Raw genomic sequence first — 26,990 nt, 5'->3', positions numbered from 1 at the left:
GCCGGTATGCGGCTGTTGCGCTCCACCGACCTGGCTCTGCGGCTCCTGATGCGGCTCGCCGTCGCGGGCGACTCCAGCCCCACGACTCGTGAGGCCGCGGCGGACATGGACGTGCCGTACACGCACGCCGCGAAGGTGGTCGCCGAGCTCCAGCACCTCGGCCTGGTCGACGCCCGGCGCGGCCGGGGCGGCGGGCTCTCGCTGACCGGGAAGGGGCGCACGGCCTCGGTGGGCGCGCTCGTGCGCACCTTCGAGGGCGACGGCGACGTCGTCGACTGCGAGGGCGGTACGGCCCCCTGCCCGCTCAGCTCCGCGTGCCGTCTGCGGGGCGCCCTGCGCCGGGCCCAGGAGGCGTTCTTCGCGACGCTGGACCCGGTGACGGTGGCGGACATGGTGGCGGAGCCGACGGGGCCGTTGCTCCTGGACATCTCCAGGCGGCCGGGGGGCTGAAGCTGGCCACCGGGGAGGTGCGAGAGGCTAAGCCATGCCGGAGGCCTCCAGGGGGTCCCAGCCGGGAGCGGTCATGACACCTTGCAGCTGGCGCAGCCGCACGCTGATGTTGCCACCTTCCAGGATGGGGTAGGACAAGGCGTCGAAGAGCCGGTGCATGATCGGGAAGCTCTTGGTGTAGGAACGGATACCGACCACGCGGATGAGCTGGTTGATCACGTCGACCGCGGTCTCGGAGCCGAAGACCTTGGCGTGCAGACACCACTCCGATGCCGTGGGAGCACCGCTCATGGCGGCGTCCATCGCCCGCCACGAGATCAGCCGGGTCACCTCGATCTGGGCCTTCGCACGCGCCAGGATGTCGGAGACGACGCGGTGCTCGATGATCGGCACCGGGCCGCCGCGGTGCTCGGTGGTGGCGAAGCCGAAGGCGTCCTGGAACGCCGCCCGCATCGAGGAGGTCGCCAGGACGCCGACCGCGCCGGCGCTGACCGTGAAGGCCTGGAAGGTCAGATCGACCCCGTCCCCCTCCTGCCCGATGAGGTTGTCCTTGGGCACACGGACGTCGGTCAGCCGTACCCGCGAGGTCGCCGTGCCGCGGAAGCCCACCGTGTCGTTGTGACCCAGGACGGTCAGACCTCCGGCCTCCAGGTGCTTCCGCTCGACGGCGATGAGCGAGATGCCCCCAGGGGTACGGCAGACCACCACCATCAGGTCGGGTCCCCTGCCGTCCCAGCCGCCGAGGTAGGCGGCCCACTCCTTCTCGCCGTTGATCACCCACTCGTCGCCGTCCAGGACGGCCGTGGTCTGCAGGCCCGGCGCCGGCGGGGGCGCGTCGAAGTTCGCGGTTCCGCCCGGCTCGCTGAAGGCCATCGCGGCGACCGGGGCCGGGTTGCCGGGGTCGAGGAAGGGCTTCGACAGCCGCCGCACCTGATCCGGCGTGCCCGCAGCCGTCACGGTGCCGAGCGCGAGCATGACGCCGCCGAAGCTGTCCATGATCTCCGGCATCACGGTGCACAGCTCCTCCCACATGATCGCCGCGTCGATGCCGCTGCCGGCAGCGCCCCCGAACTCCGGGGGGATCATGCTGCGGACCACACCGAAGGCAACGGCCTTCTCGTGGGCCGTCCGCATGGACTTCACCGCCTCTTCCGGCGTGGAGGCCTCGCGAATGCTCTCGACCAGAGGTGCCAGATGCTCGTCGGCGAACGAGCGGACCTCGTGCTTGCGCTTGTCCTGATCAGAGGAGAGCAAGAACCCTACGGTCATGTCTCTTCCTTTCGTGGTGGCGATGTCGGGATGACGACGACCGGCGGACCGGACCGCGTCGGATGTCTCGCAGCGCCGGCGCCGTTGCCGGCCGATCCGGACGTTATGCAAGGTCGCGTACGGCCGACGCGAACGAATGCGCAACCGCGATCGGCTGTCAGCGCACCCCTCGGAGCGAGTGGTCGTCCGTGAGTCGACGGACCCCTGGGCGTCACCACCGCGAAACACAGTGCGCGGCGCCGATGTCCAGACTGGTGCAAACAGCCTTTCCCGCGGGTGGACACAGACCGCTGTGCACAGCCGCCGAGCCAGGAGGACGGTCATGGCCAGCTACGCCTCGACTGCGGGGCTGTCGGCCTCGGACCAGCGCGGCATGTGGTCCGACGTCCTGTGCCAGACCTTCACGCCGCTGTCTCCGTGGCGGACGGCCGAACAACGAGCCTCGAGCCTCGACGCCGACGGGATGCCCGGCTGGGTGGACTCCGCGGAGCTGGGCGATGCCAGTCTCTCGGAGGTTTCGTCGTGCAGTCAGATGATCGACCACGGGCGCCGGGAGGTGGCTCGCGCCGACGGCGAGCTGATGTTCGTGAACCTCCAGCTCGCAGGCGTCTGCAAGGCGACGCAGGACGGCCGGACGAGCATCATCCGGCCCGGTTCCTTCTCGGTCTTCGACACCACCCGGCCCTACCGGTTCGAGTACCTGGAGTCAGGTTCGGGTGACCTGTGGCGAGTGCTGAGCCTGCGTCTGCCGCGCAGCGCGACAGCCGACCTGGTGCACCCCGGCCGCGGCTTCACCGGCCGTTCCTTCGCCGGCGACCAAGGGACGGGGCACGTCCTGACCGCGGCCATGCGGGCGGCCCGGGCCGCGAACGTCGAGTCCGAGGCCGCACGCATGGCTCTCGCCGCCGCTCTGGCCGACCTGCTGAGGCTGACCCTGGACGCGGCCGGCGGGAAAGCCGGTCCGGAGACCGTGGGCACTGCCGAGGCCCGCCGGGTGGCCGCGCTGCGGTTCGCCCGCGGTCGGCTGCGGTACGGGCCCGTCCCGGCCGTCGACGCCGCCACTTCCGTCGGAGTCTCCGCGCGCCGCCTCCACCAGCTGTTCGCCCAGCACGGGACCAGCTTCGGCGACGAGGTGTCCCGGATGCGGGTGGAGGCCGCTGCCCGGGACCTTGCCCGGCCCGGTGCGCGGACCATCGCCGACATCGCCGCGTCATGGGGCTACGCCGACGCCGGACATCTCGCGAAGGCGGTCCGACGCCACTACGGCTGCACCCCGTCCCGGCTGCGCGACGGTGCGCCTCCTGCGGCCGCTGCCCCGTGACGGTTCGGCGCGCTCAGGCGGACGCGAGCCACAGGTCGGGGCCGAAGACCTCGTAGTGGATGTCGGCCGGGGCCACGCCCTTCCCGATCAGCTGGGTGCGCACCGCGCGCATGAAGGGGAGGGGGCCGCACAGGTACGCGCGCGTGCCGGGGGACACCGGGACGCCGGCGAGGTCCACCAGGCCGGTGCGGGTGCCGGGCTCGGCGTCGCGTTCGTAGAAGAGGTGGACGTCGGCGTCCGGGAGCTTCGCCGCGCAGGCCGTGTGGTCGGTGCGCAGGGCGTGGTCGGCGGGGGAGCGGTCGCCGTGCACGACCGTCACCGGGGAGCGGTGGCCGTCGGCCGCGAGCGCGGCCAGCATCGCCACCATCGGGGTCACGCCGATGCCGGCGGAGGCGAGCAGCAGGGGCCGGTCGTCGCCCTCCGGGAGGACGAGGTCGCCGTACGGCTCCGAGAGTTCGAGCACGTCGCCCTCGCGCACGCGTGCGTGCAGGTGGTTCGAGACCTCGCCCTCGGGTGCCGTGGCGTCACCGGGGACGCGCTTGACGCTGAACTGGCGGACCGATTCGCCCGGCGCCCCGGAGAGGCTGTACTGGCGTATCTGGCGGGCGCCGTCGGCAAGCGTCACGCCCACCGAGACGTACTGCCCGGCCCGGAAGCCGCGTACGGCCGCCCCGGGGTCCGCCGGCCGCACCCGGAAGGTCACGACGTCGGCCGTCTCCTCGACCCGCTCGACGACCTCCCAGGGCCGCAGCGAGCCGTCGCCGCCGCTCTCCTCGTACAGCCGCCTCTCGGCGGCGATCAGCGCGTTCGCCATCAGCCAGTAGACCTCGTCCCAGGCCGCGGCGACCTCGGGGGTGACGGCCTCGCCCAGGACCTCGGCGATGGCGGCGAAGAGGTGCTCGTGGACGACGGCGTACTGCTCGGGGGCGACCCCGAGGGAGGCGTGCTTGTGGGCGATGCGGCTCAGCATGGCGTCGGGCCGCCGGTCGGGGTGGTCGAGCAGGTGGGTGGCGAACGCGGCGATGGAGCCGGCGAGCGCCTGCCGCTGGGTGCCGGCGGCCTGGTTGCCGCGGTTGAAGAGGTCGCGCAGCAGGCCGGGGTGGGCGGCGAAGAGGCGGGCGTAGAAACGCTCGGTGATCTCGCCGATGGCCGCGCCGACGGCGGGGAGGGTGGCGCGGACGGTGACGGCGGACGGCTCGGACAGCATCGGGGCTCCTTGTGGCTCGACCGGACGGCTCGATGCCTCGACGCTATTAAAAGTTGCATCTCAGATTCAAATTTAAAGACCGTGGTCTCCGTCACCCGGGAGCCGAACCGGCCATTACGGATGTCGCCGCGAGCAGGCAAGATGGGCGGCAGAGCGGTACATCTGGCGTACGAAAGCCGTTCAGACCCGGGTCGCCGCCGCGATCAAGGTCGGCAACGCGCATGAAATGCTGTTGTGGTGTGATGCCAAGGTGCCCGACCGCCTCCCGTGGGACGGGGAGCCAGGCGGCCTGACCAGCAAGGATGGGGAAGCGGAAGATGGACAAGCAGCAGGAGTTCGTGCTCCGGACCTTGGAGGAGCGGGACATCCGGTTCGTACGCCTGTGGTTCACGGACGTGCTGGGCTTCCTCAAGTCCGTCGCCGTGGCCCCGGCCGAGCTGGAACAGGCCTTCGACGAGGGCATCGGCTTCGACGGCTCCGCGATCGAGGGCTTCGCCCGGGTCTACGAGTCCGACATGATCGCCAAGCCGGACCCGTCCACCTTCCAGGTGCTGCCGTGGCGCGCCGAGGCCCCCGGCACGGCCCGGATGTTCTGCGACATCCTGATGCCCGACGGCTCGCCGTCCTTCGCGGACCCCCGCTACGTCCTCAAGCGCGCGCTCGCCCGCACCTCGGACCTGGGTTTCACCTTCTACACCCACCCCGAGATCGAGTTCTTCCTGCTGAAGGACCGCCCGCTCGACGGCTCGCGCCCCACGCCCGCCGACAACTCGGGCTACTTCGACCACACCCCGCAGAACATCGGCATGGACTTCCGCCGCCAGGCGATCACCATGCTGGAGTCCATGGGCATCTCGGTCGAGTTCTCCCACCACGAGGGCGCGCCGGGCCAGCAGGAGATCGACCTGCGCTACGCGGACGCGCTCTCCACGGCCGACAACATCATGACGTTCCGCCTGGTCATGAAGCAGGTGGCGCTGGAGCAGGGCGTCCAGGCGACGTTCATGCCGAAGCCGTTCTCGGAGCACCCCGGCTCGGGCATGCACACCCACCTCTCACTCTTCGAGGGCGACCGGAACGCGTTCTACGAGTCCGGCGCGGAGTACCAGCTCTCCAAGGTCGGCCGCTCCTTCATCGCGGGCCTGCTGAAGCACGCGGCGGAGATCGCGGCGGTCACCAACCAGTGGGTGAACTCCTACAAGCGCATCTGGGGCGGCTCCGAGCGCACGGCGGGCGCCGGCGGCGAGGCCCCGTCCTACATCTGCTGGGGCCACAACAACCGCTCGGCCCTGGTCCGCGTCCCCATGTACAAGCCCGGCAAGACCGGCTCGGCCCGCGTCGAGGTCCGCTCCCTGGACTCCGGCGCCAACCCGTACCTGGCCTACGCCGTCCTCCTCGCCGCCGGCCTCAAGGGCATCGAGGAGGGCTACGAGCTCCCGCCGGGCGCCGAGGACGACGTCTGGGCCCTCTCCGACGCGGAGCGCCGTGCCATGGGCATCGAGCCCCTCCCGCAGAACCTCGGCGAGGCCCTCACCCTCATGGAACGCAGCGACCTCGTCGCCGAGACCCTCGGCGAACACGTCTTCGACTTCTTCCTGCGCAACAAGCGCCAGGAGTGGGAGGAGTACCGCTCCGAGGTCACCACCTTCGAACTCCGCAAGAACCTGCCGGTGCTGTAACGGCGGCAATGCGCGGACGGGGCCGGCGGTCGTGGACCGCCGGCCCCGTGGTGTCCCGGGCCCCGGTGCGGCCCGCCGGTGTTGCGTCGTTTCAGCCGGTGTACGCCGGTGACACCGCCGAGGTGCTGATGCGGCGGGGTTCGCCCGTGCCGTCCGCCGGGATCTCGTAGAGGTCCGCTCCGTAGTCGCCCGGCAGGGCGTAGACGAGGGTGCGGGAGTTCCGCCAGACCGCCTGGTCGTCGACGCTGCGGGTCTCCGACAGGGGGGTCTCGCGCATGGTGCGCAGGTCCAGGACGTACAGGCGCCAAGGGGCGTCCTCGGGGAGGCCCTTGACGCGCTTCTTGTACGCGATGCGGGTGCCGTCGGGGGAGAGGGAGGGGCATTCGACGTCGGGGTGGAGAGTGGTGACCGTACGGGTGCGGAGGTTGCCGCGGACGAGGTAGGTGCTGCCCTTCGTCGCGAGGGTCGCGTAGAAGGTGGTGTCGTCCGCGGCGAACGTCACGCCCCAGAAGTTGACGTCCGCGGAGTGGTACGCGTGGCCGTCCTTGACGACGCGGAACGCCTCCAGGGACGGGATCAGCTCGCCCGTGCGGGTGTCCGCTATCGCCGTGCGGGTCGAGAAGTCCGTGCCCGCGTAGGAGTCGCCGCCCACGAAGGCGGTCCAGGCCGCGTAGTGGCCGGTGGGGGAGACCCGGGCCCGGGACGGGATGCCGGGGACGTCGTAGCGGGCCCTCGTGCGCAGCCTCGCGTCCAGGATCAGCGCGCGGTACGTGTCCGAGACCGGGCCGTGCACGGCCTGGAGGCAGACCCCCGTGCCGGCGGCCGCGTAGAAGCGCAGGCACTTGACGCCGGAGGCCGTGCGCGGGCCGCCGGGGGCGGACGCGGGGGTCGTGGTCAGTTCGTCGCGGTGCGGGCCCCACGCCATGTTGCGGAAGATCATGCGGCCCGGTGCCGTGAGCGTCACTGCGCCCGGTGTGATCTTCGGGCCGCCGGCCCGGGTGTGGTCGCGGCGCTCCGCCCGCGCCGACGCGTGCAGGACGGAGGCCAGGGCGATCGCCGCCAGCGCCGCCAGCGCGACGGCCAGGATCAGGACACGGGATCTCATGGTCATACGGCGGCCTCCCGGAAGGGGCGCAGGGTGAGGGCGTACACCGCGCACACGGTGAGCGCGGCCGTCGACAGCAGCAGCGCCGTGCGGTCGCCCCACAGCGTCCACGCCGCGCCGAACGCCAGTGAGCAGGCGAAACGCGCCCCCGCCTGGCCCGTCTGGACCAGCGCCAGACCGGAGGAGCGCAGCGTCTCGGGCACGCCGTCCGACGCGGCCGCCATGAGCACGCCGTCGGTCGCCGCGTAGAACGTGCCGTGCAGCGCCAGGACCGCGCAGGGCAGGGCCGTGCCGTGCCAGGACGTCAGCAGGAGCGCGTAGGCGAGCAGCAGGGCGCCGTGCCCCGCCAGGAACACGTGCCAGCGGCCCCAGCGGTCGGCCAGCCGGCCCAGCGGGACCGCCAGGAACAGGAAGGCCGCCGCCGTGCCGAGGGGGAGCAGGGCGAACCAGCCGTCCGGGACGCCCAGACGCCGTTGCAGGAGGAGGTAGACGAAGGAGTCGCTCACCGTGGCGAGCCCGAGGAGCAGGGCGCAGACGGTGAGGCGGCGCAGGTCGCGGTGGGCGAGGAGGGCGAGCGCCGCCCGCAGCGTGGGGCGCGTCCGCGGCCCGGCCGCCGGGAGGACTTCGGCACGAGCGGCCGGTGAGGCGACAGTTGCGTCCCCTGCGGCCTGCTGTGTTGTCCGCGCCGACGGTACGAACAGGGCCAGGACCAGGACGCCCAGCACCGCCACGCAGAAGCTGACCGTGAACACCGCGTCGTAGCCGTCCACCGTGGCCCGCAGGATCAGGAACGCGGCCAGGGGACCGAGCAGCGCGCCCGCCGTGTCCATCGCGCGGTGCACGCCGAACGCGCGGCCCCGGGTCTCCGGGGTGCTGGAGAGCGAGATCAGGGCGTCCCGGGGCGCCGTGCGCAGGCCCTTGCCGGTGCGGTCCGCCGCCAGGATCAGGCCGATGGGGGTGAGGGTGTGGGCGATCAGCAGCAGGGGCTTGCAGAGGGCCGACAGGGCGTAACCCGCGCCCGCCACCCACTTGTGCCGCCCGCCGCCCCGGTCGGCGAGGTGGCCGCCGAGGAGCCGTACGACCGCCGAGAAGCCGTTGTAGACGCCGTCGAGGAGGCCGAAGCCCAGCGGGGACAGGCCCAGGCCCGCCACCAGGTACAGCGGCAGGACCGCCGTGACCATCTCGGAGGACACGTCCGTGATCAGGCTGACCGTGCCGAGGGCGAGGACGGTGGGCGCGATCGTGGAGCGGTACCGCCCGGCCGCGGCGGGCCGGGCGGTACCTTCCACGGACGCCGTCGCAGTGCTCGCGCGGCTGTCCGCTACGTACACGTCAGGACGTCCAGATCCCGGTGATGTCGGAGGCGGACGCCGCGTTGCCCGCGTGCGCGGTCAGACCCTGGCTGTCCTCCAGGGTGCGCAGCAGGTCGTAGTGGTCGTAGGTGGTCGACGAGGTCGAGCCCGCGGTGACCTGCTGGCCGTAGAGGACCGTGGGGATGCGGTTGCCGGCCAGGCGGTTGTCCTCGTCCATGGTGACGACGAGGAGGCTGTTGTGGGTCTTGGCCCAGGTGGCGTACGCGCCGAGGTTGTTCTGCAGCCAGGTGTCACCCGTCGACACCGAGCAGTCGTGCATGTCGCTGCACAGGTTGGGGATCACGAAGGACAGCTGGGGCAGGGTGGTGTAGTCCGTCGGGAACTGGGCGAAGGTGTTCGCCGTCGAGGTGGGCACGTTGCTGAAGCCGAACCACGGGTTGTGCTTGCGCGCGTAGTCGCCGCTGCTGCACGTGGTCGAGCCCTGGCTGGGCAGGGTCTCGTTGTAGCTGGCCCAGGTGCGGCCGGCCGCGATCTGCTCGGAGGCCAGGTTGGCGGCCGAGGAGAACCCCGCGGTGTAGCAGCTGTCGTCCGTGATGCCCTGGGTGGAACCGGAGAACAGGGCGAAGTAGTTGGGCTGGCTGGGGTGGGTCTCGGCGTACATCTGGGTCAGGTTGGCGCCGCCGGAGACCAGCGAGTTGATGTACGGGGCGCTGGAGGAGCCGACGACCTGGCTGTAGGCGTGGTTCTCGAAGACCACCACGATCACGTGGTCCGGGGTCGGTACGGCACTCGCGGCGTGCGCCGCCGTGCCGCCGAGCCCGGTCCACAGGCCGATCGCGGCAGCGGTGAAGGCGGTGGCGGAGGCCACCGCCGTACGGGCTCGGCGCAGCATCGCCGAACGTGCGGAACTGCCGGACACATCAACCTCCGGTACGGGGGAAGGGAGGGGCTGGTGGCGGTGCGGACAGAGCATGCACACGCCAACAATCCCACGCACCACCGTGTCCGGCCAGGTGGATGAAGACCGGGTGAACTGCGGGAGCGGGCGAGCCGGAAGGGCCGCCCGTCCGGCCGTACCGTCGAGATCCGGAACAGCCCGGACTCGGTGAGCACCTTCTCGGCCTCGGACCGTGGTGCGCCGAGGCGCCCTCACCGCTGCAGCGGGCGTCCAGCACGCCCTGGGGATCACGCACGATGCCTCCCTGGGGCTTCTCCTGCCCCTGCAGACCACGATCCCGCCGGGAACTCGTCGGCGCCCGTGCCCGGGTCTGCGGTTAGGCTCGTCTGGCCAGGACGACCGTGATCGTGAGGAGAGGCCGCACATGACGCCGGGGCGCAGGAGCAGTACCTTCACGCGACTGCTGCGGCACGGCTTCACCGATGCCTCGGCCGCCGAACGGCTCCTGGACAGCGCCCGGCTGGCGGCCGTCCGCGACGATCCGGTACTGCTGGAGGCGCTGGGCGCCACCGCCGATCCCGACCTCGCCCTGCACGGTCTGGTACGGCTCCTGGAGGCCCAGCCCGGCCACACCGCCCACCAGGAGCTGCTGGACACCCTGATAGCGGCCAAGCCGCTGCGCGACCGGCTGCTGGGCGTGCTCGGCGCCTCCGCGGCCCTCGCCGACCACCTCGCCCGGCACCCGCGCGACTGGGCGGCCCTGGTCACCTACGAGCCCCGGGACCTGCACCCCGGTGTGGCCGAGTTCGAGCGCGGTCTGGCGGAGGCGGCCGACCCGGTCTCGCTGCGCGTCGCCTACCGGCGCTGCCTGCTGTCCATCGCGGCGCGGGACGTGTGCGGCACCACCGACGTGGCCGAGACCGCCGCCGAACTCGCCGACCTGGCCACCGCCACCCTGCGCGCCGCCCTCGCCCTCGCCGAGGCGGCCGCGCCCGCAGACGCCGCCGCCTGCCGGCTCGCCGTGATCGCCATGGGCAAGTGCGGCGGCCACGAGCTGAACTACGTCTCCGACGTCGACGTCATCTTCGTCGGCGAGGCGGCCGAGGGCGCCGACGAGGCCAAGGCGCTGCGCTCCGCCACTAAGCTCGCCTCGCACATGATGCGGATCTGCTCCGAGACCACCGTGGAGGGGTCGATCTGGCCCGTCGACGCCAACCTCCGCCCCGAGGGCCGCAACGGCCCCCTGGTCCGCACCCTCAGCAGCCACCTCGCCTACTACCAGCGCTGGGCCAAGACCTGGGAGTTCCAGGCGCTGCTCAAGGCCCGCCCGGTGGCCGGCGACGCCGACCTCGGCCAGGACTACATCGCCGCGCTCGACCCCATGGTGTGGAAGGCGGCCGAGCGCGAGAACTTCGTCACCGACGTGCAGAAGATGCGCCGCCGCGTGGTCGAGAACATCCCGGCCGCCGAGATCGAACGCGAACTGAAGCTCGGTCCCGGCGGCCTGCGCGACGTCGAATTCGCCGTCCAGCTGCTCCAGTTGGTGCACGGGCGGGCGGACGCCTCGCTGCGCTCCGGCACCACCCTGGACGCGCTCCAGGCCCTCGCCGCCGGCGGTTACGTCGGCCGTGCCGACGCCGGCCGGCTCGACGAGGCGTACCGCTTCCTGCGCTCCCTGGAGCACCGCATCCAGCTCTACCGGCTGCGCCGCACCCACCTGGTCCCCGAGGACGAGGCCGACCTGCGCCGCCTCGGCCGCTCCCTGGGCCTGCGCGCCGACCCGGCGGCCGAGCTGCTGCGCGAGTGGAAGCAGCACACCGGTGTCGTACGACGTCTGCACGAGAAGCTCTTCTACCGCCCGCTGCTCGACGCCGTCGCCCAACTCGCGCCCGGAGAAGCACGGTTGAGCCCCGAGGCGGCCCGCGAGCGGATGGAGGCGCTCGGGTACGCCGACCCGGCCGCGGCCCTGCGCCACCTGGAGGCCCTCGCCTCCGGCGTCACCCGCAAGGCCGCCATCCAACGCACCCTGCTGCCCGTGCTGTTGGGCTGGTTCGCCGACTCCGCGGAACCGGACGCGGGCCTGCTCAACTTCCGCAAGGTCTCCGACGCGCTCGGCAAGACCCCCTGGTACCTGCGGCTGTTGCGCGACGAGGGCGCCGCCGCCGAGAACCTCGCCCGGGTGCTGTCCGCCGGCCGCCTCGCCCCGGACCTGCTGATGCGGGCCCCGGAGGCGGTGGCCCTGCTGGGCGACGGCGACGGGGGCGGTCTGGAGCCGCGCGGCCGCGCCCACCTGGAGCAGGAGATCCTCGCCGCCGTGGGCCGCGCCGACAACGCCGAGGACGGCGTACGGGCCGCGCGCGGTGTGCGTCGCCGTGAACTGTTCCGTACCGCCGCCGCCGACATCGTCGACTCCTACGGCACCGAGACCAAGCCCGTCGAGGCCGACCAGGGCGCCCTGGTCGACCGGGTCGGCGGCGCGGTCTCCGACCTGACGGCGGCCACCCTCGCCGGCACCCTGCGGGCGGTCGTCCGCGACGGCTGGGGGGACACCCTGCCGACCCGGTTCGCCGTCATCGGCATGGGCCGCTTCGGCGGCCACGAACTGGGCTACGGCTCCGACGCGGACGTCCTCTTCGTCCACGAGCCCCAGGACGGGGTGGACGAGCGGGAGGCCGCCGACGCGGCCAACAAGGTCGTCGCGGAGATGCGCCGACTGCTCCAGATCCCCAGCGCCGACCCGGCCCTGCTGATCGACGCCGACCTGCGGCCCGAGGGCAAGTCCGGGCCGCTCGTGCGGACGCTCAAGTCCTACGCGGCGTACTACCGCCGGTGGTCGCTGGTGTGGGAGTCGCAGGCCCTGCTGCGGGCCGAGCCCGTCGCCGGGGACGCCGAGCTGGGCCGCCGGTTCATCGAACTCGTCGATCCGCTGCGCTACCCGGCCGAGGGGCTCGGCGAGGAGCCGGTCCGGGAGATCAGGCGGCTCAAGGCCCGCATGGAGTCGGAACGGCTGCCCCGCGGCGCCGACCCGAAGCTGCACACCAAGCTCGGGCCGGGCGGCCTGTCCGACGTGGAGTGGACCGTGCAGCTCCTCCAGCTCAGGCACGGGTGGGCCGAGCCGGGGCTGCGGACCACCCGCACCCGTGAGGCGCTGGCCGCGGCGCGGGCGGCGGAGCTGCTCGGGACCGAGGAGGCCGGGATCCTGGACGAGGCGTGGGTGCTGGCCACGCGGGTGCGCAACGCCGTGATGCTGGTGCGCGGGCGGGCCGGCGACACGTTCCCCTCCGAGGGCCGCGAGCTGGCCGCGGTCGGCCGGTACCTGGGGTACGGGCCCGGTCACGCCGGGGACATGCTGGACGCGTACCGGCGCACCACCCGGCGGGCCCGGGCGGTCGTCGAGGAACTCTTCTACGGGGCCTAGGCGCCGCGCCGCGGGGTCCGGGCGCGCCGCGCTGCGGATAGCTGGGCGCGCTACGGGGTCCGGGCGTCGTCCCGGCGCATCTGGAGCAGTGCCCTGGCGTGGTTCATCAGGCCCGTGATGCCCACCTCGAAGGCCCGGTCGGCCCTGCCCCCGCCCACCGCCGTCAGGGCCTCGGCCAGGCGCGGGGTCGGTATCTCCGCCGTCAGTTCCCACATGGTCTCGGGGGCCGCCAGGTCCAGCGCCGAGCCGAGGACCAGGTTCTCCAGGGCGATCAGCAGGGGCATCACCTCCGCGGGGGCGAAACCGGCGTCCAGCAGCAGGGTGACCGCGCGCTCGTACTGCTCCAGGACGCGGGGCGCGCGCACCGGTGAGGTCATCAGCAGCGGGATCGCCCTCGGGTGGGCGGCGAACGCGGCCCGGTAGGAGCGGGCCCAGGACTCCAGCGCGGTGTCCCAGGGAGCCAGGTCCAGGGTCGCCGGGTCGATCGCGGAGGCGACCCGTTCGCGCAGCAGTTCGACGATGCCGTCCCGGCCGTCCACATGGTGATACAGCGAACCGGTCTGCGCGCCGAGCCGCTTCGCGATCTGAGGGACGCTGAAGTCGCCCTGCTCGTCCACGAGTTGCAGCGCGGTCGTGGTGATCCGCTCCCGGTCGAGGAGCGGGGTGCGCGGCCGTCCCATCGGTGCCTTCTCCCCTGGAGTGGTGAAACGGGTCTTCCCGGATGTCCAGGAGGAGGCTACATTGCCAAAACCAAAAGGCTTTAGATTTACGGGTCCGGGGCAGTCCCTGCCCTGGTAGCGCCGGTCATCCCGCACGCCCGGAACCCTCCCGTCCGTCGCGCTCGAAGGGCTCCCCCCCCATGTCCGTCACCGCTCGCGAGGAGAGCACGGCACCCGCCGTGACGACTCTCCGCCCAGGCTCGCTCGGCACCGCCGACATCGCCTTCTTCGTCATCTCCGCCGCCGCCCCGCTCACCGTGATGGCCGGCGTCGCCCCGCTCGCCGTCCTGCTCGGCGGCATCGGCGCCCCCGCCGGCTACCTCATCGCCGGCATCACCCTCGCCGTCTTCGCCATCGGCTTCACCACCATGAGCCGGCACATCAGGAGCGGCGGCGCGTTCTACGCGTACATCACCCGGGGCCTGGGCCGCCCCGTCGGCATCGGCGCCGCGCTGCTCGCGCTGATCGGCTACAACGGCATGGAGATCGGCGTCTACGGCCTCCTCGGCAGCGCAGGCCGCGACACCGCGAAGGCCCTGTTCGGCATCGACGTCCCCTGGCTGCCGATCGCCCTCGCCGGACTCCTCCTGATCGGCTACGGCGGCTTCCGCTCCATCGAGTTCGGCGCCAAGCTGCTCGGTGTGCTGCTGGTCGCCGAGACCGGCATCCTCGTGCTGCTCGCCGGCGGGGTGCTGGTCAAGGGCGGCGCGCACGGCCTGTCCGGCGCCTCCTTCGCCCCGGGCAACGTGTTCGTCCCCGGTACGGCGGTCGTCCTGGCCTTCGCCTTCGCCGCCTTCACCGGTTTCGAGTCGACCGTCATCTACCGCCGCGAGGCCCGCGACCCCGAGCGCACGGTGCCGCGCGCCACCTACGTGGCCGTCGCGTTCCTCGGCCTCTTCTACGCCTTCATGGTGTGGATCATCATCCAGGCCTTCGGCGACCGGGACGTCATCGCGGCCGCCGCCAAGGACCCCGGCGGGCTCTTCTTCACCGCCATCACCGGCTACGTCGGCGGCTGGGCGGCCGACCTGATGCACGTCTTCATCGTGACCAGCATCATCGCCTCGCTCCTCGCCTTCCACAACGCGATCAACCGCTACGTCCTCGCCCTCGCCGAGGAGGGCGTGCTGCCCCGGCGGCTCGGCGTGATCCACCCCCGGCACCGCTCCCCGTACCTGGCCGGTGCCGCGCAGACCGTCGTCGGCATGGTGGTCGTGCTCGGCTTCTGGGCGGTGGGCGCCGACCCGTACAACCAGCTGCTGCTGTGGGTCAACACCCCTGGAATGATCGGCCTGTTCGCGCTCCAGCTGCTCGCCGCCGTCGCCGTGCCCTGCTACTTCCGCCGGGTCCGGCACACCGAGGGCACGCTGCGCACGGTGCTCGCCCCGACCGTCGCCGCGGTGCTCCTCGCCACCGCGATAGGCCTCGTCATCACCCACATCGACCTGTTCACCGGGGCGTCGGCCACGGTGAACACCGTGCTGATCGTCATCGCGCCCGCCGTCTTCGTCGCCGGCCTCGGCCTCGCGTGGTGGCTGCGCCGGAACCGGCCCGCCGTGTACGCGGACTTCGCCGCGGAGCCGGCCGAGCCGGCCGAGCCCGCGAAGCCCGCCGGGCCCGCCGATCCCGTGGCGTCCGCCGAGTCGGCCCCTTCCGTCACTTCCGCCGAATAACCCTACGGAACCGAGGAGTTCACCCCGTATGACCGCCGCCCCCGACCTGATCCTGACCGGCGCCGAGGTCCGCACCCTCGACCCCGCCCGGCCGCACGCCACCGCCGTCGCCGTCCGCGACGGGCTGATCGCCGCCGTCGGCGACGAGCGGGACGTACGCGACTGGCGGGGGCCGGGCACCGAGGTGCTGTCCCTCGACGGGGCGCACCTGGTGCCCGGCCTGGTGGACGCGCACAGCCACCCGGTGTGGGGCCTCGACATGGCGACCGGCGTGGACCTGTCGGGGGTGAGCGGACTGGACGGCCTGAAGGCGGCGCTCGCCGGGGCCGACCGGATCGACGGCTGGGTGATCGGCTTCGGCCTCGACCACAACGCGTTCGAGGGCCGCGCGGTCGACCGCGCGCTGATCGAGGACGTCGTGGGCGGCGCGCCCGCCTTCCTCCGCCTCTACGACGGCCACTCCGCCCTCGCCACCGGCGCGGCGCTGGCCGCGGCCGGGGTGACGGGCGCGCGCGCCTTCGAACAGCGGTCGGAGGTGGTCTGCGACGCCGAGGGCCGCCCGACCGGCCACCTCGTCGAGCACGCGGCGATGCGGCTGGTCGAGCAGATCATGCCCCGGCCCTCGTACACCACCCGCCGCGCGCGGCTGGTCGAGCTGCTCGCGGCGATGGCGGCCACCGGGCTGACCGGGGCACACGTCATGGACGAGGGGGACGCGGAGCTGGTCGGGGCGGTGGCGGCGGAGACCGTACTGCCGCTGCGGCTGCGGTTCGCGCCCTGGTGCATGCCGGGGATCGACGAGGCCGGGCTGGCCGGGCTGGTCGCCGCGCAGGGGCGGGGCGGGCGGCACTGGGTGGTCGACGGGGTCAAGTTCTTCATGGACGGGACCGTGGAGGGCGGCACGGCCTGGCTGGACCACGCGGACTGCCACGGGCAGGGGACGGAGGCGTTCTGGCCGGACCCCGAGGCGTACGGGGCCGCCGTACGGCACCTGCACGCGGCCGGGGTGCGGACGGCGACGCACGCGATCGGGGACGCGGCCGTACGCCACGTCCTGGACGTGCTGGCCGGGCTCGGTCCCGGCGGGGCGGGCCGGCACCGCGTCGAGCACATCGAGACGGCGCCGGACGAGCTGCTGCCGCGGTTCGCGGAGCTGGGGGTGGCGGCGTCGATGCAGCCCCCGCACACCGCGTACACCAGGGCCGACGGCAGCGACGAGTGGTCCCGCCGGCTGGGCGCCGACCGTGCCGGGCACGCCTGGCGCCTGCGTGACCTGCGGGACGCGGGCGCGACGGTCGCCCTCGGCTCGGACTGGCCGATCGCCCACTACGACGTGCGGGCCGTCCTCGCGACGGCCCGGGCACCGAAGGGCGCGGCGTCGGCACGGGCCGGGCTCACCGGCCTGGAGGCGCTGGAGGGCTGCACGAGCCATGCGGCCCGGGCGGCGGGGGAGGCCGACGTGGCGGGCCGTATCGCGGTCGGCCACCGAGCCGACCTCACGGCCTTCGCCCTCGACCCGGTCACCGCCCCCGCGGACGAACTCACCCAGTCCCCCGTCCCCCTGACCGTCACCGGCGGCCACATCGCCCACCGGCACGGCTGACCCCACCACCCACACCCCCGGCACCACCGGACCCCTCCGCCGAGGCCGGTCGCCGTCGTGGCGGAGGGGGAGCGACCCGGCGGGTTCAGGCGGGGGCGGGCCGGTGGCGGGGGAGGGTGTGGGGCGGGGTGCCGTACCAGAGGCGGGTCAGGGTGAGGCCGAAGGCCAGGCAGAGGACCCCGCCCACCGCGTCCAGCCAGAAGTGGTTGGCCGTGGCGACGATGACCAGCAGCGTCGCCGCCGGGTAGAGCAGCCCCAGGACCCGCGCCCACGGCACCGACGCGAGCGCGAAGACCGTGAGCCCGCACCACAGGGACCAGCCGATGTGTATCGACGGCATCGCCGCGTACTGGTTCGACATGTGCTTCAGGTCGCCGGAGGCCATCGACCCCCAGGTGTGGTGGACCATGACCGTGTCGACGAACCCGCCGCCGTTCATCAGCCGTGGCGGGGCCAGCGGGAACAGGTAGTAGCCGACCAGGGCCACCCCCGTCGTGGCGAACAGGGCGAGCCGCGCCGCCGCGTAGCGGCCGGGATGGCTGCGGTAGAGCCACACCAGCACGCCCAGCGTCACCACGAAGTGCAGCGTCGCGTAGTAGTAGTTCATGCCGATGATCAGCCAATTCACCGTGTTCACGGCGTGGTTGACGGACTGCTCGGCGGCGATCCCCATACCGTGCTCGGCACGCCAGATCCGGTCGGCGTTGCGCAGCGCCTGCGCCCTCTGCTCCGGGACCGCGTTGCGGATCAGGGAGTACGTCCAGTAACTCACCGCGACCAGCAGGATCTCGAACCAGAGCCGGGGCCGCCGCGGGGTGCGCGCCCGCCGTAGGAACCCCTGTCGTCCCTCGCCCGTGACGGTCCGCGGAAGGGTCTGTTGTGCGCGACCTTCCGGCTCTGTCACGGTCGAGTCACTCATAGCCACAGAGTCTGCCAGAAAAGACGTCTCCGGCAGATCATCCCAAGGCCGGGTTCACCGTGCATGTTCTACGGCGGTGCGACCGCGACGCGGGTCCTGTCCGGCCGTCAGGGACGGTTGGCACGGTCTCCCGGCGCCGACGCCGTAGAACCGCGTACCACCAGTTCCGGCATGAAGACGAACTCGCTGTGCGGAGCCGGCGTGCCGCCGATCTCCTCCAGCAGGGTGCGCACCGCGGCCTGGCCCATCGCCGGCACCGGCTTGCGGATGGTGGTGAGCGGCGGGTCGGTGAAGGCGATCAGGGGGGAGTCGTCGAAGCCGACCACGGAGACGTCCCGCGGGACGTCCAGCCCGCGCTGGCGTGCGGCCCTTATCGCGCCCAGCGCCATCATGTCGCTGGCGCACACGATCGCCGTGCAGTCGCGGTCGATCAGCGCCGTGGTCGCCGCCTGACCGCCCTCCAGGGTGTACAGCGAGTGCTGCACCAGCTCCGACTCGACGACCTGCGCGCCCAGACCCAACTGGTCCTGCACGGCCCGCACGAAGCCCTCGATCTTGCGCTGCACGGGGACGAACCGCTTGGGCCCGAGCGCGAGCCCTATCCGCGTGTGCCCGAGGGACACCAGGTGGGTGACCGCCAGCGTCATCGCCGCCCGGTCGTCCGGCGAGATGAACGGTGCCTGCACCTTCGGCGAGAAGCCGTCCACGAGGACGAACGGCACGCCCTGCGCCCGCAGCCGCTCGTAGCGCTGCATGTCGGCCGTCGTGTCCGCGTGCAGGCCGGAGACGTAGATGATGCCCGCGACCCCGCGGTCCACCAGCATCTCGGTCAGCTCGTCCTCGGTGGACCCGCCGGGGGTCTGGGTGGCGAGCACGGGCGTGTAGCCCTGCCGGGTCAGCGCCTGCCCGATCACCTGGGCCAGCGCCGGGAATATCGGGTTCTCCAGCTCCGGGGTGATCAGGCCGACCAGGCCCTCGCTGCGCTGCCGCAGCCGTACCGGACGCTCGTAGCCCAGCACGTCCAGTGCGGCGAGCACGGACTGGCGGGTGGTGGCGGCGACGCCCGGCTTCCCGTTCAGGACCCGGCTCACCGTCGCCTCGCTCACCCCCGCCTGCGCTGCGATGTCGGCAAGCCGTGTGGTCACGGCACCGGACTGTACCGGTCGTATGTCTCCTTGCACACCAATCGGGCGCCTGATGCGGCCTGGGGGGCGGCCCGGTCCGGGCTGCTGCGTCATCGCACTCCCTCGTGAAACGTGACGGCAAGAGCTTGCAGAGTCTTGCACAAGTCGTCCCTGTAGCGCTCTACCGCTGTAAACAAGCGTCTCACGGCGGTCGCCGAGAGGTCACGTACGGATAACTTCGGAGATCTCTTGCACTTTTTTTCTGCAAGGTCTTTCGCCCGCATTGCATCGCTGTTACGTTCCCTGACGCCCGGCGGACGCAAAGGCGCAGTCGGCACGACAGCGGGGACGGCGGACGGGGCCGCCCTCGCCTCACCCGGGCTTTCACCCTCAAGGAGAACTCATGCGGCGTGGCATAGCGGCCTCCGCACTGGTGGCGTCCCTCGCCCTCACGGCGACGGCGTGCGGCGGGAGCGACAGCAAGTCGGACGGCCCGGTCACCATCACCTGGTGGGACACCTCCAACGCCACCAATGAGGCACCGACGTACAAGGCCTTGGTCAAGGAGTTCGAGGCCGCCAACAAGAACATCAAGGTCAAGTACGTCAACGTCCAGTTCGACCAGGCGCAGAACAAGTTCGACACGGCCGCCCAGTCCGGCAAGGGCGCGCCCGACGTGCTGCGCTCCGAGGTCGGCTGGACCCCGGCCTTCGCCAAGGCCGGCTACTTCCTGCCGCTGGACGGCACCAGTGCCGTCGCGGACCAGGACAAGTTCCAGTCCAGCCTGGTCACCCAGGCCCAGTACGAGGGCAAGACCTACGGCGTGCCGCTGGTCACCGACACCCTCGCGCTCGTCTACAACAAGGCGCTCCTGAAGAAGGCCGGCATCACCACGCCCCCCACCACCTGGGACGAGCTGAAGGCCGACGCCGCCAAGATCGACGCCAAGGAGAACGTCTACGGCTACTGGGGATCCGAGGCCGCGTACTACACGCAGCCCTTCCTCTACGGCGAGGGCACCGACATGGTCGACGCCTCCGCCAAGAAGATCACCATCACCTCGGCGGCGGCCAAGAAGGGCTACCAGACCTGGCTGAGCCTCTACAGCGGCCAGGGCCTGCACAAGGCGGACACCACCGCCGACGCCTACGCCAACCGCCAGGACGCCTTCGTCAACGGCAAGGTCGCCATGACCATCGAGGGTCCCTGGGAGGTCACCAACTTCTACAAGGGCTCCGCGTTCAGCGACAAGTCCAACCTCGGCATCGCCACCGTCCCGGCCGGCTCCACCGGCAAGTCGGGCGCCCCGACCGGCGGTCACAACCTCTCCATCTACGCCGGCATCGACAAGGCGCACCAGGAGGCGGCCGAGAAGTTCGTCGCCTTCATGACCTCCGCCAAGGCCCAGACCGAGGCCGCGCTGAAGAACTCCACGCTGCCCACCCGCTCCGACGCCTACACGGCCGAGGTCAAGTCCGACCCGGGCATCGCCGGTTACCAGGCCGTCCTCTCCTCCGCCCAGCCCCGCCCGGCGCTCCCCGAGTACTCCTCCCTGTGGGGCCCGGTCGGCACCGAGCTGACCAAGATCGCCGGCGGCAAGGAGTCCCTCGACAAGGGCCTGAGCACCGCCGAGCTCGGGATCGAGAAGCTCGTCCCCGACTTCACCAAGTAGGCCCGCGACGGCCGCCGGAGCGCCCTGCCACGGGGGAGCGCTCCGGCGGCCGACGGCCTGTCGCCCGGCCCAACCCGAAGATCCAGAAGGTGTCGAACCATGACAGTCGCCATCGACCGCGCGACCGGCAAACGCCACGGTGACCGCGCGCCCCGCCCCGGGCCGGGCCAGCGGCTCCGCAACAGCTACCAGAAGTACTGGTACGCCTACGCGATGATCGCCCCCGTGGCCGTCGTCCTCGGCGCGCTCGTCATCTACCCGCTGGTGTACGGCTTCTACCTGACGCTCACCGACGCCAACAGCCTCAACACCGCGCGCACCATCGGCGTCAACCACATCGACGCCACCTACAAGTTCATCGGGCTGGACAACTACAAGGACATCCTGTTCGGCCCCACGTCCTACGACCGCTTCTGGTCCCACTTCCTGTGGACGATCGCCTGGACCGCGCTCTGCGTCGCCCTGCACTACACGATCGGCCTCGGCCTCGCCCTGCTGCTCAACGAACGGTTCCGCGGCCGCACCCTCTACCGGATGGTCCTCGTCCTGCCCTGGGCGGTCCCCACCTTCGTCACCGTCTTCGGCTGGCGGTTCATGCTCGCCGACGGCGGCATCATCAACTCCGCCCTGGACTTCCTCCATCTGCCCCAGCCGGCCTGGCTGGAGGACACGTTCTGGCAGCGGGCCGCCGCGATCCTCGTCAACACCTGGTGCGGTGTGCCGTTCATGATGCTCTCGCTGCTCGGCGGCCTCCAGGCCATCGACGGCACCCTCTACGAGGCCGCCGAGATGGACGGCGCCGGCGCCTGGCAGCGCTTCCGGTACGTCACCCTGCCGGGCCTGCGGTCCGTCAGCTCCACCGTCGTACTCCTCGGCATCATCTGGACGTTCAACCAGTTCGCCGTCATCTTCCTGCTGTTCGGCAACACCGCCCCCGACGCCCAGATCCTGGTCACCTGGGCCTACTTCCTCGGCTTCGGACAGCAGCCGCGCGACTTCGCCCAGTCCGCCGCGTACGGCATGCTGCTGCTCGCCATCCTGATCGTCTTCACCTCCTTCTACCGCCGCTGGCTCAACCGCAACGACCAGCAGCTCGCGATCTGAGACAGGAGTTCCCATGAGCGCGACCACTGTCCGGACCCCCGCCGCGGCGACCGAGGAGACCCCCATGACCGACACCCCGCGCCGCGTCCGGCGCCGGGGCGAGCACGGCCCGCTCGGCACCGCCGTCACCCACGGCGTGCTGGGCGTCGCGAGCCTGATCGCGTTCTTCCCGGTCGGCTGGCTGATCTTCCTGTCGCTCGGCCCGGACAAGGACGACTACCTCCACCCCGGCGGCATCTGGCACAAGATGACGCTGGACAACTACTCCTTCGTCCTCCAGCACACCGGCTTCTGGGACTGGTTCAGGACGACGATGATCGTCGTCGGCGGCACCACCGTCATCGGGCTCGTCCTCGCCTCGACCACCGGCTACGCGGTCTCCCGGATGCGCTTCCCGGGCTACCGCAAGTTCATGTGGCTGCTGCTGGTCACCCAGATGTTCCCGATCGCCGTACTGATCGTGCCGATGTACCAGATCCTGTCCGACCTCGGCCTGATCGACAGCTACCTCGGTCTGATCCTGGTCTACTGCACCACCGTCGTCCCCTACACGGCGTGGCTGCTCAAGGGCTACTTCGACACGATCCCCTTCGAGATCGACGAGGCCGGCCGCGTCGACGGACTCAGCCCCTTCGGCACGTTCGCCCGGCTGATCCTGCCGCTCGCCAAGCCCGGCCTCGCGGTCGCCGCGTTCTACAACTTCCTCACCGCCTTCGGCGAGGTCGCCTTCGCGTCGACGTTCATGCTCAGCGACGACAAGTACACCTTCGCGGTGGGGCTCCAGAGCTTCATCAGCGAGCACGACGCCCAGCGCAACCTGATGACCGCCACCGCGGTACTGATCGCGATACCGGTGGCCGTGTTCTTCTACCTCGTGCAGAAGAACCTGGTGACCGGGCTCACCGCCGGCGGAACCAAGGGCTGACCGCCGGCCGGGCCACGAGAGCCGTCGTCCGTCCGCGGCTCCGTCGTGGCCGGTCGCGCAGTTCCCCGCGTCCCTTCCGGGGGGCGCGGGCCGGCGGCCGTGGTCTCCATCCGACCCCGCTGTGACCGCGGCCGCCTCGTCCGCCCGCCGCCGTATCCACCTCCGACCCGATGACTCCGTCACGACGCCTCAAGGACGCCATGAGCCAGCAGCACTCCACCGCCGACCAGGCCCCGACCACCGCCACCCTCGCCCGACGCCGTGACTGGTGGCGGGACGCGGTGATCTACCAGGTCTACCCGCGCAGCTTCGCCGACAGCAACGGCGACGGCATGGGCGACCTGGAGGGCGTACGTTCCAGACTGCCGTACCTGCGCGACCTCGGTGTCGACGCCGTCTGGCTCAGCCCGTTCTACGCCTCCCCGCAGGCCGACGCCGGCTACGACGTCGCCGACTACCGGGCCGTCGACCCCATGTTCGGCAACCTGCTCGACGCCGACGCGCTGATCCGCGACGCCCACGAACTGGGCCTCAGGATCATCGTCGACCTCGTGCCCAACCACTCCTCGGACCAGTACGAGTGGTTCAGGCGGGCGCTGGCGGAGGGCCCCGGCTCGCCGTCGCGCGACCGCTACCACTTCCGTCCCGGCAAGGGCGAGAACGGCGAACTCCCGCCCAACGACTGGGAGTCCATCTTCGGCGGCCCGGCCTGGACCCGGGTGGCCGACGGCGAGTGGTACCTCCACCTGTTCGCCCCCGAGCAGCCCGACTTCAACTGGGAACACCCCGCCGTCGGCGACGAGTTCCGCTCCATCCTGCGGTTCTGGCTGGACATGGGCGTGGACGGTTTCCGGATCGACGTGGCCCACGGCCTGGTCAAGGCGGCCGGCCTCCCGGACATCGGCGACGCCGACCAGCTGAAGCTGCTGGGCAACGATGTCATGCCGTTCTTCGACCAGGACGGCGTGCACGAGATCTACCGCCAGTGGCGGCACGTCCTCGACGAGTACGCCGGTGAGCGGATCTTCGTCGCCGAGGCCTGGACGCCGACGGTGGAGCGCACCGCCCACTACGTCCGCCCGGACGAGCTGCACCAGGCCTTCAACTTCCAGTACCTGAGCACCGCCTGGGACGCGGAGGAGCTGCGCACGGTCATCGACCGCACCCTGGAGGCGATGCGTCCGGTCGGCGCCCCCGCCACCTGGGTCCTCTCCAACCACGACGTCACCCGGCACGCCACCCGCTTCGCCAACCCGCCGGGGCTGGGCACGCAGATCCGCTCGGCGGGCGACCGCGACCTCGGCCTGCGCCGGGCCCGCGCGGCGACGCTGCTGATGCTGGCGCTGCCCGGCTCGGCGTACGTCTACCAGGGCGAGGAGCTGGGCCTCCCGGACGTCGTCGACCTGCCCGACGAGGTCCGCCAGGACCCGGCGTACTTCCGCGGCGCCGGCCAGGACGGCTTCCGCGACGGCTGCCGGGTGCCGATCCCGTGGACCCGGGAGGGCTCCTCGTACGGCTTCGGCGGCGGGGTCAGCTGGCTCCCGCAGCCCGCCGGCTGGGGCGAGCTGAGCGTGGAGGCCCAGACGGGGGCGGCCGGTTCCACGCTGGAGCTGTACCGCGCCGCGCTGGGCGCCCGGCGGGCGCAGGCCGACCTCGGCGCCGGCGACACGGTGGAGTGGCTGCGCGCCCCGCAGGGCGTACTCGCCTTCCGCCGCGGGGAGTTCGTGTGCGTCGCGAACACGAGCGGGGAGTCGGTGACGATCCCGGCGTACGGCCGGGTGCTGCTCGCCAGCGGTGAGCTGACCGAGGCCGACGGCGAGGCGAAGGTGCCGGCCGACACGACCGTGTGGTGGACCACCGCCACGGCCTGACGGCCTGTCACCCGACAGCTTCTTGCGGCGACGTCGCGGGGCCCGCCACCCAACCGGGTGGCGGGCCCTTGGCATCTGCGCACGCCAAGGAGCGCACCAGCACCCTCGGCCCGGCCGGCTACGGATGCGTCCAGGTCTCCCCGCCCGCCGAGCACATACAGGGCTCCCGGTGGTGGACGTCGTACCAGCCGGTGTCGTACAGGATCGCCGGACGGCTCGGCGACCGCACGGCCTTCCAGACCATGGTGAACACCTGCCACGCCGCCGGCGTGAAGGCCGTCGTACACGAAGTACGACGTGCGGAACAAGCACGAGCGTGACCGTGAACGGCTCCGGACAGTTCACCGCCACCCTGGCCTCCGACACCGCACCGGCGATCCACGCCGGCAAGTCCGTCTGCTGATCCTGCTGTTGAGCCGGGCGGACGGGGGCGCGGGCGCGCGAGAGGCCGCCACCGGGGAGAAGTGCCCGGTGGCGGCCAGGTCATCGGTCGGACGGTGTGCTACTTCCAGGTGTCACTGGCCGTGTAGCCGGACGAGGTGCCGGTCGTGTACGACCGGTTCGTGCCCGACTCCCACGTCACGTTCCCGGACGAGTCCTTCTTGATGTACTTGTACGTGAACGTCGTGCTCTTCGGGACGATCACCAGCTTGCTCCAGGTCGGGTAGGACTCCGAGGAGAGCGGGATCGCGTCGCTGGTGCTCCAGGAGCCGAGGGAGGCGATGGAGCCCACGACGTAGACGTTGGTGCCCCAGTCGGTCGTGGCGTACTCGTTGAAGGTCACGTCGGTGGCGTCGGCGTTCGCCACGTTCCAGGAGTTGTTGAGGGAGACCGCCGAAGTGGTGCTGGCCGCCGATCTGTTGGCGTTGGACTCCCAGGTCACGTTCCCGGACGAGTCCTTCTTGATGTACTTGTAGGTGAAGGACGTGTTGATCGGCACGTTCACCGCGCCCGACCAGATCGGGTAGCCGGTGGACGAGAGCTGGACCGCCTTCGAGGTGTCCCAGGCGCCCAGGGCGTCGATGGAGCCGACGACGTAGACGTTGGTGCCGCTCGTGGTGGACGCGTACTCGTTGAAGGTCGCGGTCACCGTGGAGGTGGAGCCGCCGCCGCTGCCGCCGCCGCTGTCGTCGCAGCCGACCGTGCAGGTGTAGGAGGAGTTGTAGAAGGCGACGGCGTCCTTCGCGGGGATCGTGATGCTCGCGCTGCCGCCGGAGACGGTGACCGTGCTGTCGCCGCCGTCGACGACGTTTGTGTACGTGCCGTCGGCCATGCCGGTCGCGAAGGTGTAGGTGGCCGACGAAGAGCCGTTGTTGACGGCGAAGAAGCCGGCGCCGCTGCGGCCGAAGCCGATGACGTTCGACGACATGGTCTGCCAGTTGGAGACGGCCGCGCTGCCGGCCGCGTTGTGCCAGGCCACCATGCCGACGACGGCGGTGTCGCGGTCGAGGCAGTTCCACCCGCTGGAGCAGTCCGTGTCGGTGACGAAGCCCGCCGAGTTCGGCGGCGCCTGGTCGCTCTGGGTCCACTGCCAGCTGGAGTAGATGGTCGGCGTCGACCACTTGTAGGAGAGCTCGAAGAGGTTGGCGAGCTTGTAGCTGTCGCCGTCCTTGTAGCTCATGTGCAGGCCGTTGCGCTCGGTGTCGTGGTTGGTCACGAAGGACACCGAGTTGGCGGCGGGCAGGATGCCGCTGCTCTCCAGGGAGGACAGGTCGGAGACGTTGCCCTGGAAGGCCGACTTCATCTTGCTCGCGTAGGTGAAGTCCAGGACGTCACCGGAGCCGTAGTAGTCGCTGGGCTGCGGGGTCGAGCCCGGGTACACCTCGTCGAAGACGTACGGCGCCGCGCCCGACGTCGTGGTGTTCAGCTTGGCGACGATGGCCGCCATGTCGGTGGCCGGGATGTGCTTGGCCGAGTCGACGCGGAAGCCGTCGACGCCCAGCGCGATCTGCTTGTTGAGGAAGGCCGCGAGGCCCGAACGGACGTTCTCGGCGCTGGTCTTGAGGTCGGGCAGACCCAGCAGTTCGCAGTTCTGGACCTGGGTGAGGTTCGAGTAGTCCTGGATGGTCAGGTCGGAGGTGGGGCAGTCGGCGGAGGTGTGGTAGTCGCTCGCGTCCCAGTCCGGGGTGTCGTACTTGTTGGTGATGGTGGTGCCGTCGTAACCGGTGCCGGTCTGGGCGGCCGTGTGGTTGATCACCGCGTCGGTGTAGACCTTCACGCCCGCGGTGTGGCAGGCGGTGACCATCGCGGCGAACTGCGTGGCCGTCCCGAAGCGGCTGTTCAGGGTGTACGAGTAGGGCTGGTAGACGTCCCACCAGTAGTAGTTGGACTGCTTGAGGGACTCGGAGGGCGGGGCGACCTGCACCGCGCCGTACCCGGCCGGGCCGAGCACGTTCGTGCACTCGGACGCGATCGAGTTCCAGTTCCATTCCCAGAGGTTGGCGATCACATCGCCCTTGGCGGTGGTGTCCGCCTGCGCGGCGGTGGCCGGCAGGGCGACGACGCCCGCGAGTGCCAGGGCGCCCGCGGCGATCGCGACGGCCGTGCGTCTGAAGACACCCGGGGGGCGGTGTCCGGTCATGTGCGGCTCCGAAACGAGAGGGACAGGCTTCAACAACCCTGGAGCGTGGGCCAGTTGAGACACCGCGTCAATACGACCGGTGAAAGTTCTTGCTGTGAGTTTCAAGCCTCTTGCTGTAAACCTTTCGTTGGCGATACGG

At 71.5% G+C, this 26,990-nt stretch carries 19 protein-coding genes and 1 pseudogene; 11 read left to right on the top strand and 9 right to left on the bottom strand.

Annotated elements, in window-relative coordinates; genetic code table 11:
• Nucleotides 1-6: 6 nt before the first annotated feature.
• Entirely contained in the window at nucleotides 7-450 is a 444-nt protein-coding gene (locus ACZ619_RS05435) for an Rrf2 family transcriptional regulator (protein ID WP_469594381.1), read from the top strand.
• Nucleotides 451-477: 27 nt separating this feature from the next.
• On the opposite strand, the gene ACZ619_RS05430 is transcribed toward ACZ619_RS05435, so the two are convergent.
• Nucleotides 478-1,719, bottom strand: coding sequence for an acyl-CoA dehydrogenase family protein (locus tag ACZ619_RS05430; RefSeq protein ID WP_469594380.1), 1,242 nt, complete (start codon nucleotides 1,717-1,719; stop codon nucleotides 478-480).
• A 322-nt stretch (nucleotides 1,720-2,041) separates the two neighbouring features.
• Between ACZ619_RS05430 and ACZ619_RS05425 the strand changes: the two genes are divergently transcribed.
• Nucleotides 2,042-3,040, top strand: a complete 999-nt coding sequence (locus tag ACZ619_RS05425) for a helix-turn-helix domain-containing protein (protein ID WP_469594377.1) — start codon at nucleotides 2,042-2,044, stop codon at nucleotides 3,038-3,040.
• Between the two features lie 13 nt (nucleotides 3,041-3,053).
• Here ACZ619_RS05425 and ACZ619_RS05420 read toward each other — a convergent pair whose 3' ends face one another.
• Nucleotides 3,054-4,247 (bottom strand): globin domain-containing protein, encoded by a 1,194-nt coding sequence (locus ACZ619_RS05420; RefSeq protein ID WP_469594375.1) that lies wholly within the window; start codon nucleotides 4,245-4,247, stop codon nucleotides 3,054-3,056.
• A gap of 317 nt (nucleotides 4,248-4,564) precedes the next feature.
• Between ACZ619_RS05420 and glnA the strand changes: the two genes are divergently transcribed.
• Nucleotides 4,565-5,926 carry a type I glutamate--ammonia ligase gene (glnA, locus tag ACZ619_RS05415; protein ID WP_469594372.1) on the top strand — a complete coding sequence of 454 codons (1,362 nt, stop codon included), beginning with the start codon at nucleotides 4,565-4,567 and terminating at the stop codon, nucleotides 5,924-5,926.
• Nucleotides 5,927-6,017: 91 nt separating this feature from the next.
• On the opposite strand, the gene ACZ619_RS05410 is transcribed toward glnA, so the two are convergent.
• From ACZ619_RS05410 to ACZ619_RS05400, 3 genes are read right to left on the bottom strand one after another with little or no spacing between them, the layout of a single operon-like run.
• On the bottom strand, nucleotides 6,018-7,037 hold the full coding sequence (locus ACZ619_RS05410; protein WP_469594370.1) for a TolB family protein: 1,020 nt from the start codon (nucleotides 7,035-7,037) through the stop codon (nucleotides 6,018-6,020).
• The gene (locus ACZ619_RS05405; protein WP_469594368.1) at nucleotides 7,034-8,362 is read right to left on the bottom strand and encodes an MFS transporter; all 1,329 of its coding nucleotides are present in this window, start codon (nucleotides 8,360-8,362) and stop codon (nucleotides 7,034-7,036) included. Before ACZ619_RS05405 ends, ACZ619_RS05410 begins: the two co-directional genes overlap by 4 nt.
• A gap of 1 nt (nucleotide 8,363) precedes the next feature.
• Nucleotides 8,364-9,236: an alkaline phosphatase family protein gene (locus ACZ619_RS05400; RefSeq protein ID WP_469594522.1), complete on the bottom strand. Its 873-nt coding sequence runs from the start codon at nucleotides 9,234-9,236 to the stop codon at nucleotides 8,364-8,366.
• Between the two features lie 430 nt (nucleotides 9,237-9,666).
• Between ACZ619_RS05400 and ACZ619_RS05395 the strand changes: the two genes are divergently transcribed.
• The gene (locus ACZ619_RS05395; RefSeq protein WP_469594366.1) at nucleotides 9,667-12,660 is read left to right on the top strand and encodes a bifunctional [glutamine synthetase] adenylyltransferase/[glutamine synthetase]-adenylyl-L-tyrosine phosphorylase; all 2,994 of its coding nucleotides are present in this window, start codon (nucleotides 9,667-9,669) and stop codon (nucleotides 12,658-12,660) included.
• Nucleotides 12,661-12,710: 50 nt separating this feature from the next.
• Here ACZ619_RS05395 and ACZ619_RS05390 read toward each other — a convergent pair whose 3' ends face one another.
• On the bottom strand, nucleotides 12,711-13,340 hold the full coding sequence (locus ACZ619_RS05390; RefSeq protein ID WP_469594364.1) for a TetR/AcrR family transcriptional regulator: 630 nt from the start codon (nucleotides 13,338-13,340) through the stop codon (nucleotides 12,711-12,713).
• Nucleotides 13,341-13,519: 179 nt separating this feature from the next.
• On the opposite strand from ACZ619_RS05390, the gene ACZ619_RS05385 reads away from it, so the two are divergent.
• Together ACZ619_RS05385 and ACZ619_RS05380 are read left to right on the top strand one after the other, a co-directional pair.
• Complete coding sequence (locus ACZ619_RS05385) at nucleotides 13,520-15,052, top strand: APC family permease (protein ID WP_469594362.1); 1,533 nt, start codon at nucleotides 13,520-13,522, stop codon at nucleotides 15,050-15,052.
• 28 nt (nucleotides 15,053-15,080) lie between these two features.
• Nucleotides 15,081-16,655: an amidohydrolase gene (locus ACZ619_RS05380; RefSeq protein ID WP_469594360.1), complete on the top strand. Its 1,575-nt coding sequence runs from the start codon at nucleotides 15,081-15,083 to the stop codon at nucleotides 16,653-16,655.
• Nucleotides 16,656-16,740: 85 nt separating this feature from the next.
• On the opposite strand, the gene ACZ619_RS05375 is transcribed toward ACZ619_RS05380, so the two are convergent.
• Together ACZ619_RS05375 and ACZ619_RS05370 are read right to left on the bottom strand one after the other, a co-directional pair.
• Entirely contained in the window at nucleotides 16,741-17,574 is an 834-nt protein-coding gene (locus ACZ619_RS05375; RefSeq protein WP_469594358.1) for a phosphatase PAP2 family protein, read from the bottom strand.
• A gap of 107 nt (nucleotides 17,575-17,681) precedes the next feature.
• Entirely contained in the window at nucleotides 17,682-18,719 is a 1,038-nt protein-coding gene (locus tag ACZ619_RS05370) for a LacI family DNA-binding transcriptional regulator (protein WP_469594355.1), read from the bottom strand.
• A gap of 382 nt (nucleotides 18,720-19,101) precedes the next feature.
• On the opposite strand from ACZ619_RS05370, the gene ACZ619_RS05365 reads away from it, so the two are divergent.
• The 5 genes and pseudogenes from ACZ619_RS05365 to ACZ619_RS05345 all read left to right on the top strand — a co-directional run.
• The gene (locus ACZ619_RS05365; RefSeq protein WP_469594353.1) at nucleotides 19,102-20,370 is read left to right on the top strand and encodes an extracellular solute-binding protein; all 1,269 of its coding nucleotides are present in this window, start codon (nucleotides 19,102-19,104) and stop codon (nucleotides 20,368-20,370) included.
• Between the two features lie 99 nt (nucleotides 20,371-20,469).
• A complete protein-coding gene (locus ACZ619_RS05360) occupies nucleotides 20,470-21,474 on the top strand; it encodes a carbohydrate ABC transporter permease (protein WP_469594351.1) in 1,005 nt (334 codons plus the stop codon).
• A 13-nt stretch (nucleotides 21,475-21,487) separates the two neighbouring features.
• A complete protein-coding gene (locus ACZ619_RS05355) occupies nucleotides 21,488-22,399 on the top strand; it encodes a sugar ABC transporter permease (protein WP_469594348.1) in 912 nt (303 codons plus the stop codon).
• Nucleotides 22,400-22,599: 200 nt separating this feature from the next.
• Nucleotides 22,600-24,270, top strand: a complete 1,671-nt coding sequence (locus tag ACZ619_RS05350) for a glycoside hydrolase family 13 protein (protein WP_469594346.1) — start codon at nucleotides 22,600-22,602, stop codon at nucleotides 24,268-24,270.
• Nucleotides 24,246-24,563 (top strand): annotated as a pseudogene (locus ACZ619_RS05345) (hypothetical protein); the annotation flags it as partial. The gene ACZ619_RS05350 and the pseudogene ACZ619_RS05345, both read left to right, overlap by 25 nt.
• Before the next feature lie 209 nt (nucleotides 24,564-24,772).
• Here ACZ619_RS05345 and ACZ619_RS05340 read toward each other — a convergent pair.
• Nucleotides 24,773-26,851, bottom strand: coding sequence for a carbohydrate-binding module family 20 domain-containing protein (locus ACZ619_RS05340; RefSeq protein ID WP_469594343.1), 2,079 nt, complete (start codon nucleotides 26,849-26,851; stop codon nucleotides 24,773-24,775).
• Between the last annotated feature and the right edge of the window lie 139 nt (nucleotides 26,852-26,990).

Source organism: Streptomyces sp. NPDC104367 (assembly GCF_055583825.1).
The sequence above is the reverse complement of the archived record's forward strand: the minus strand, read 5'-3'. Positions and strand labels throughout refer to the sequence as shown.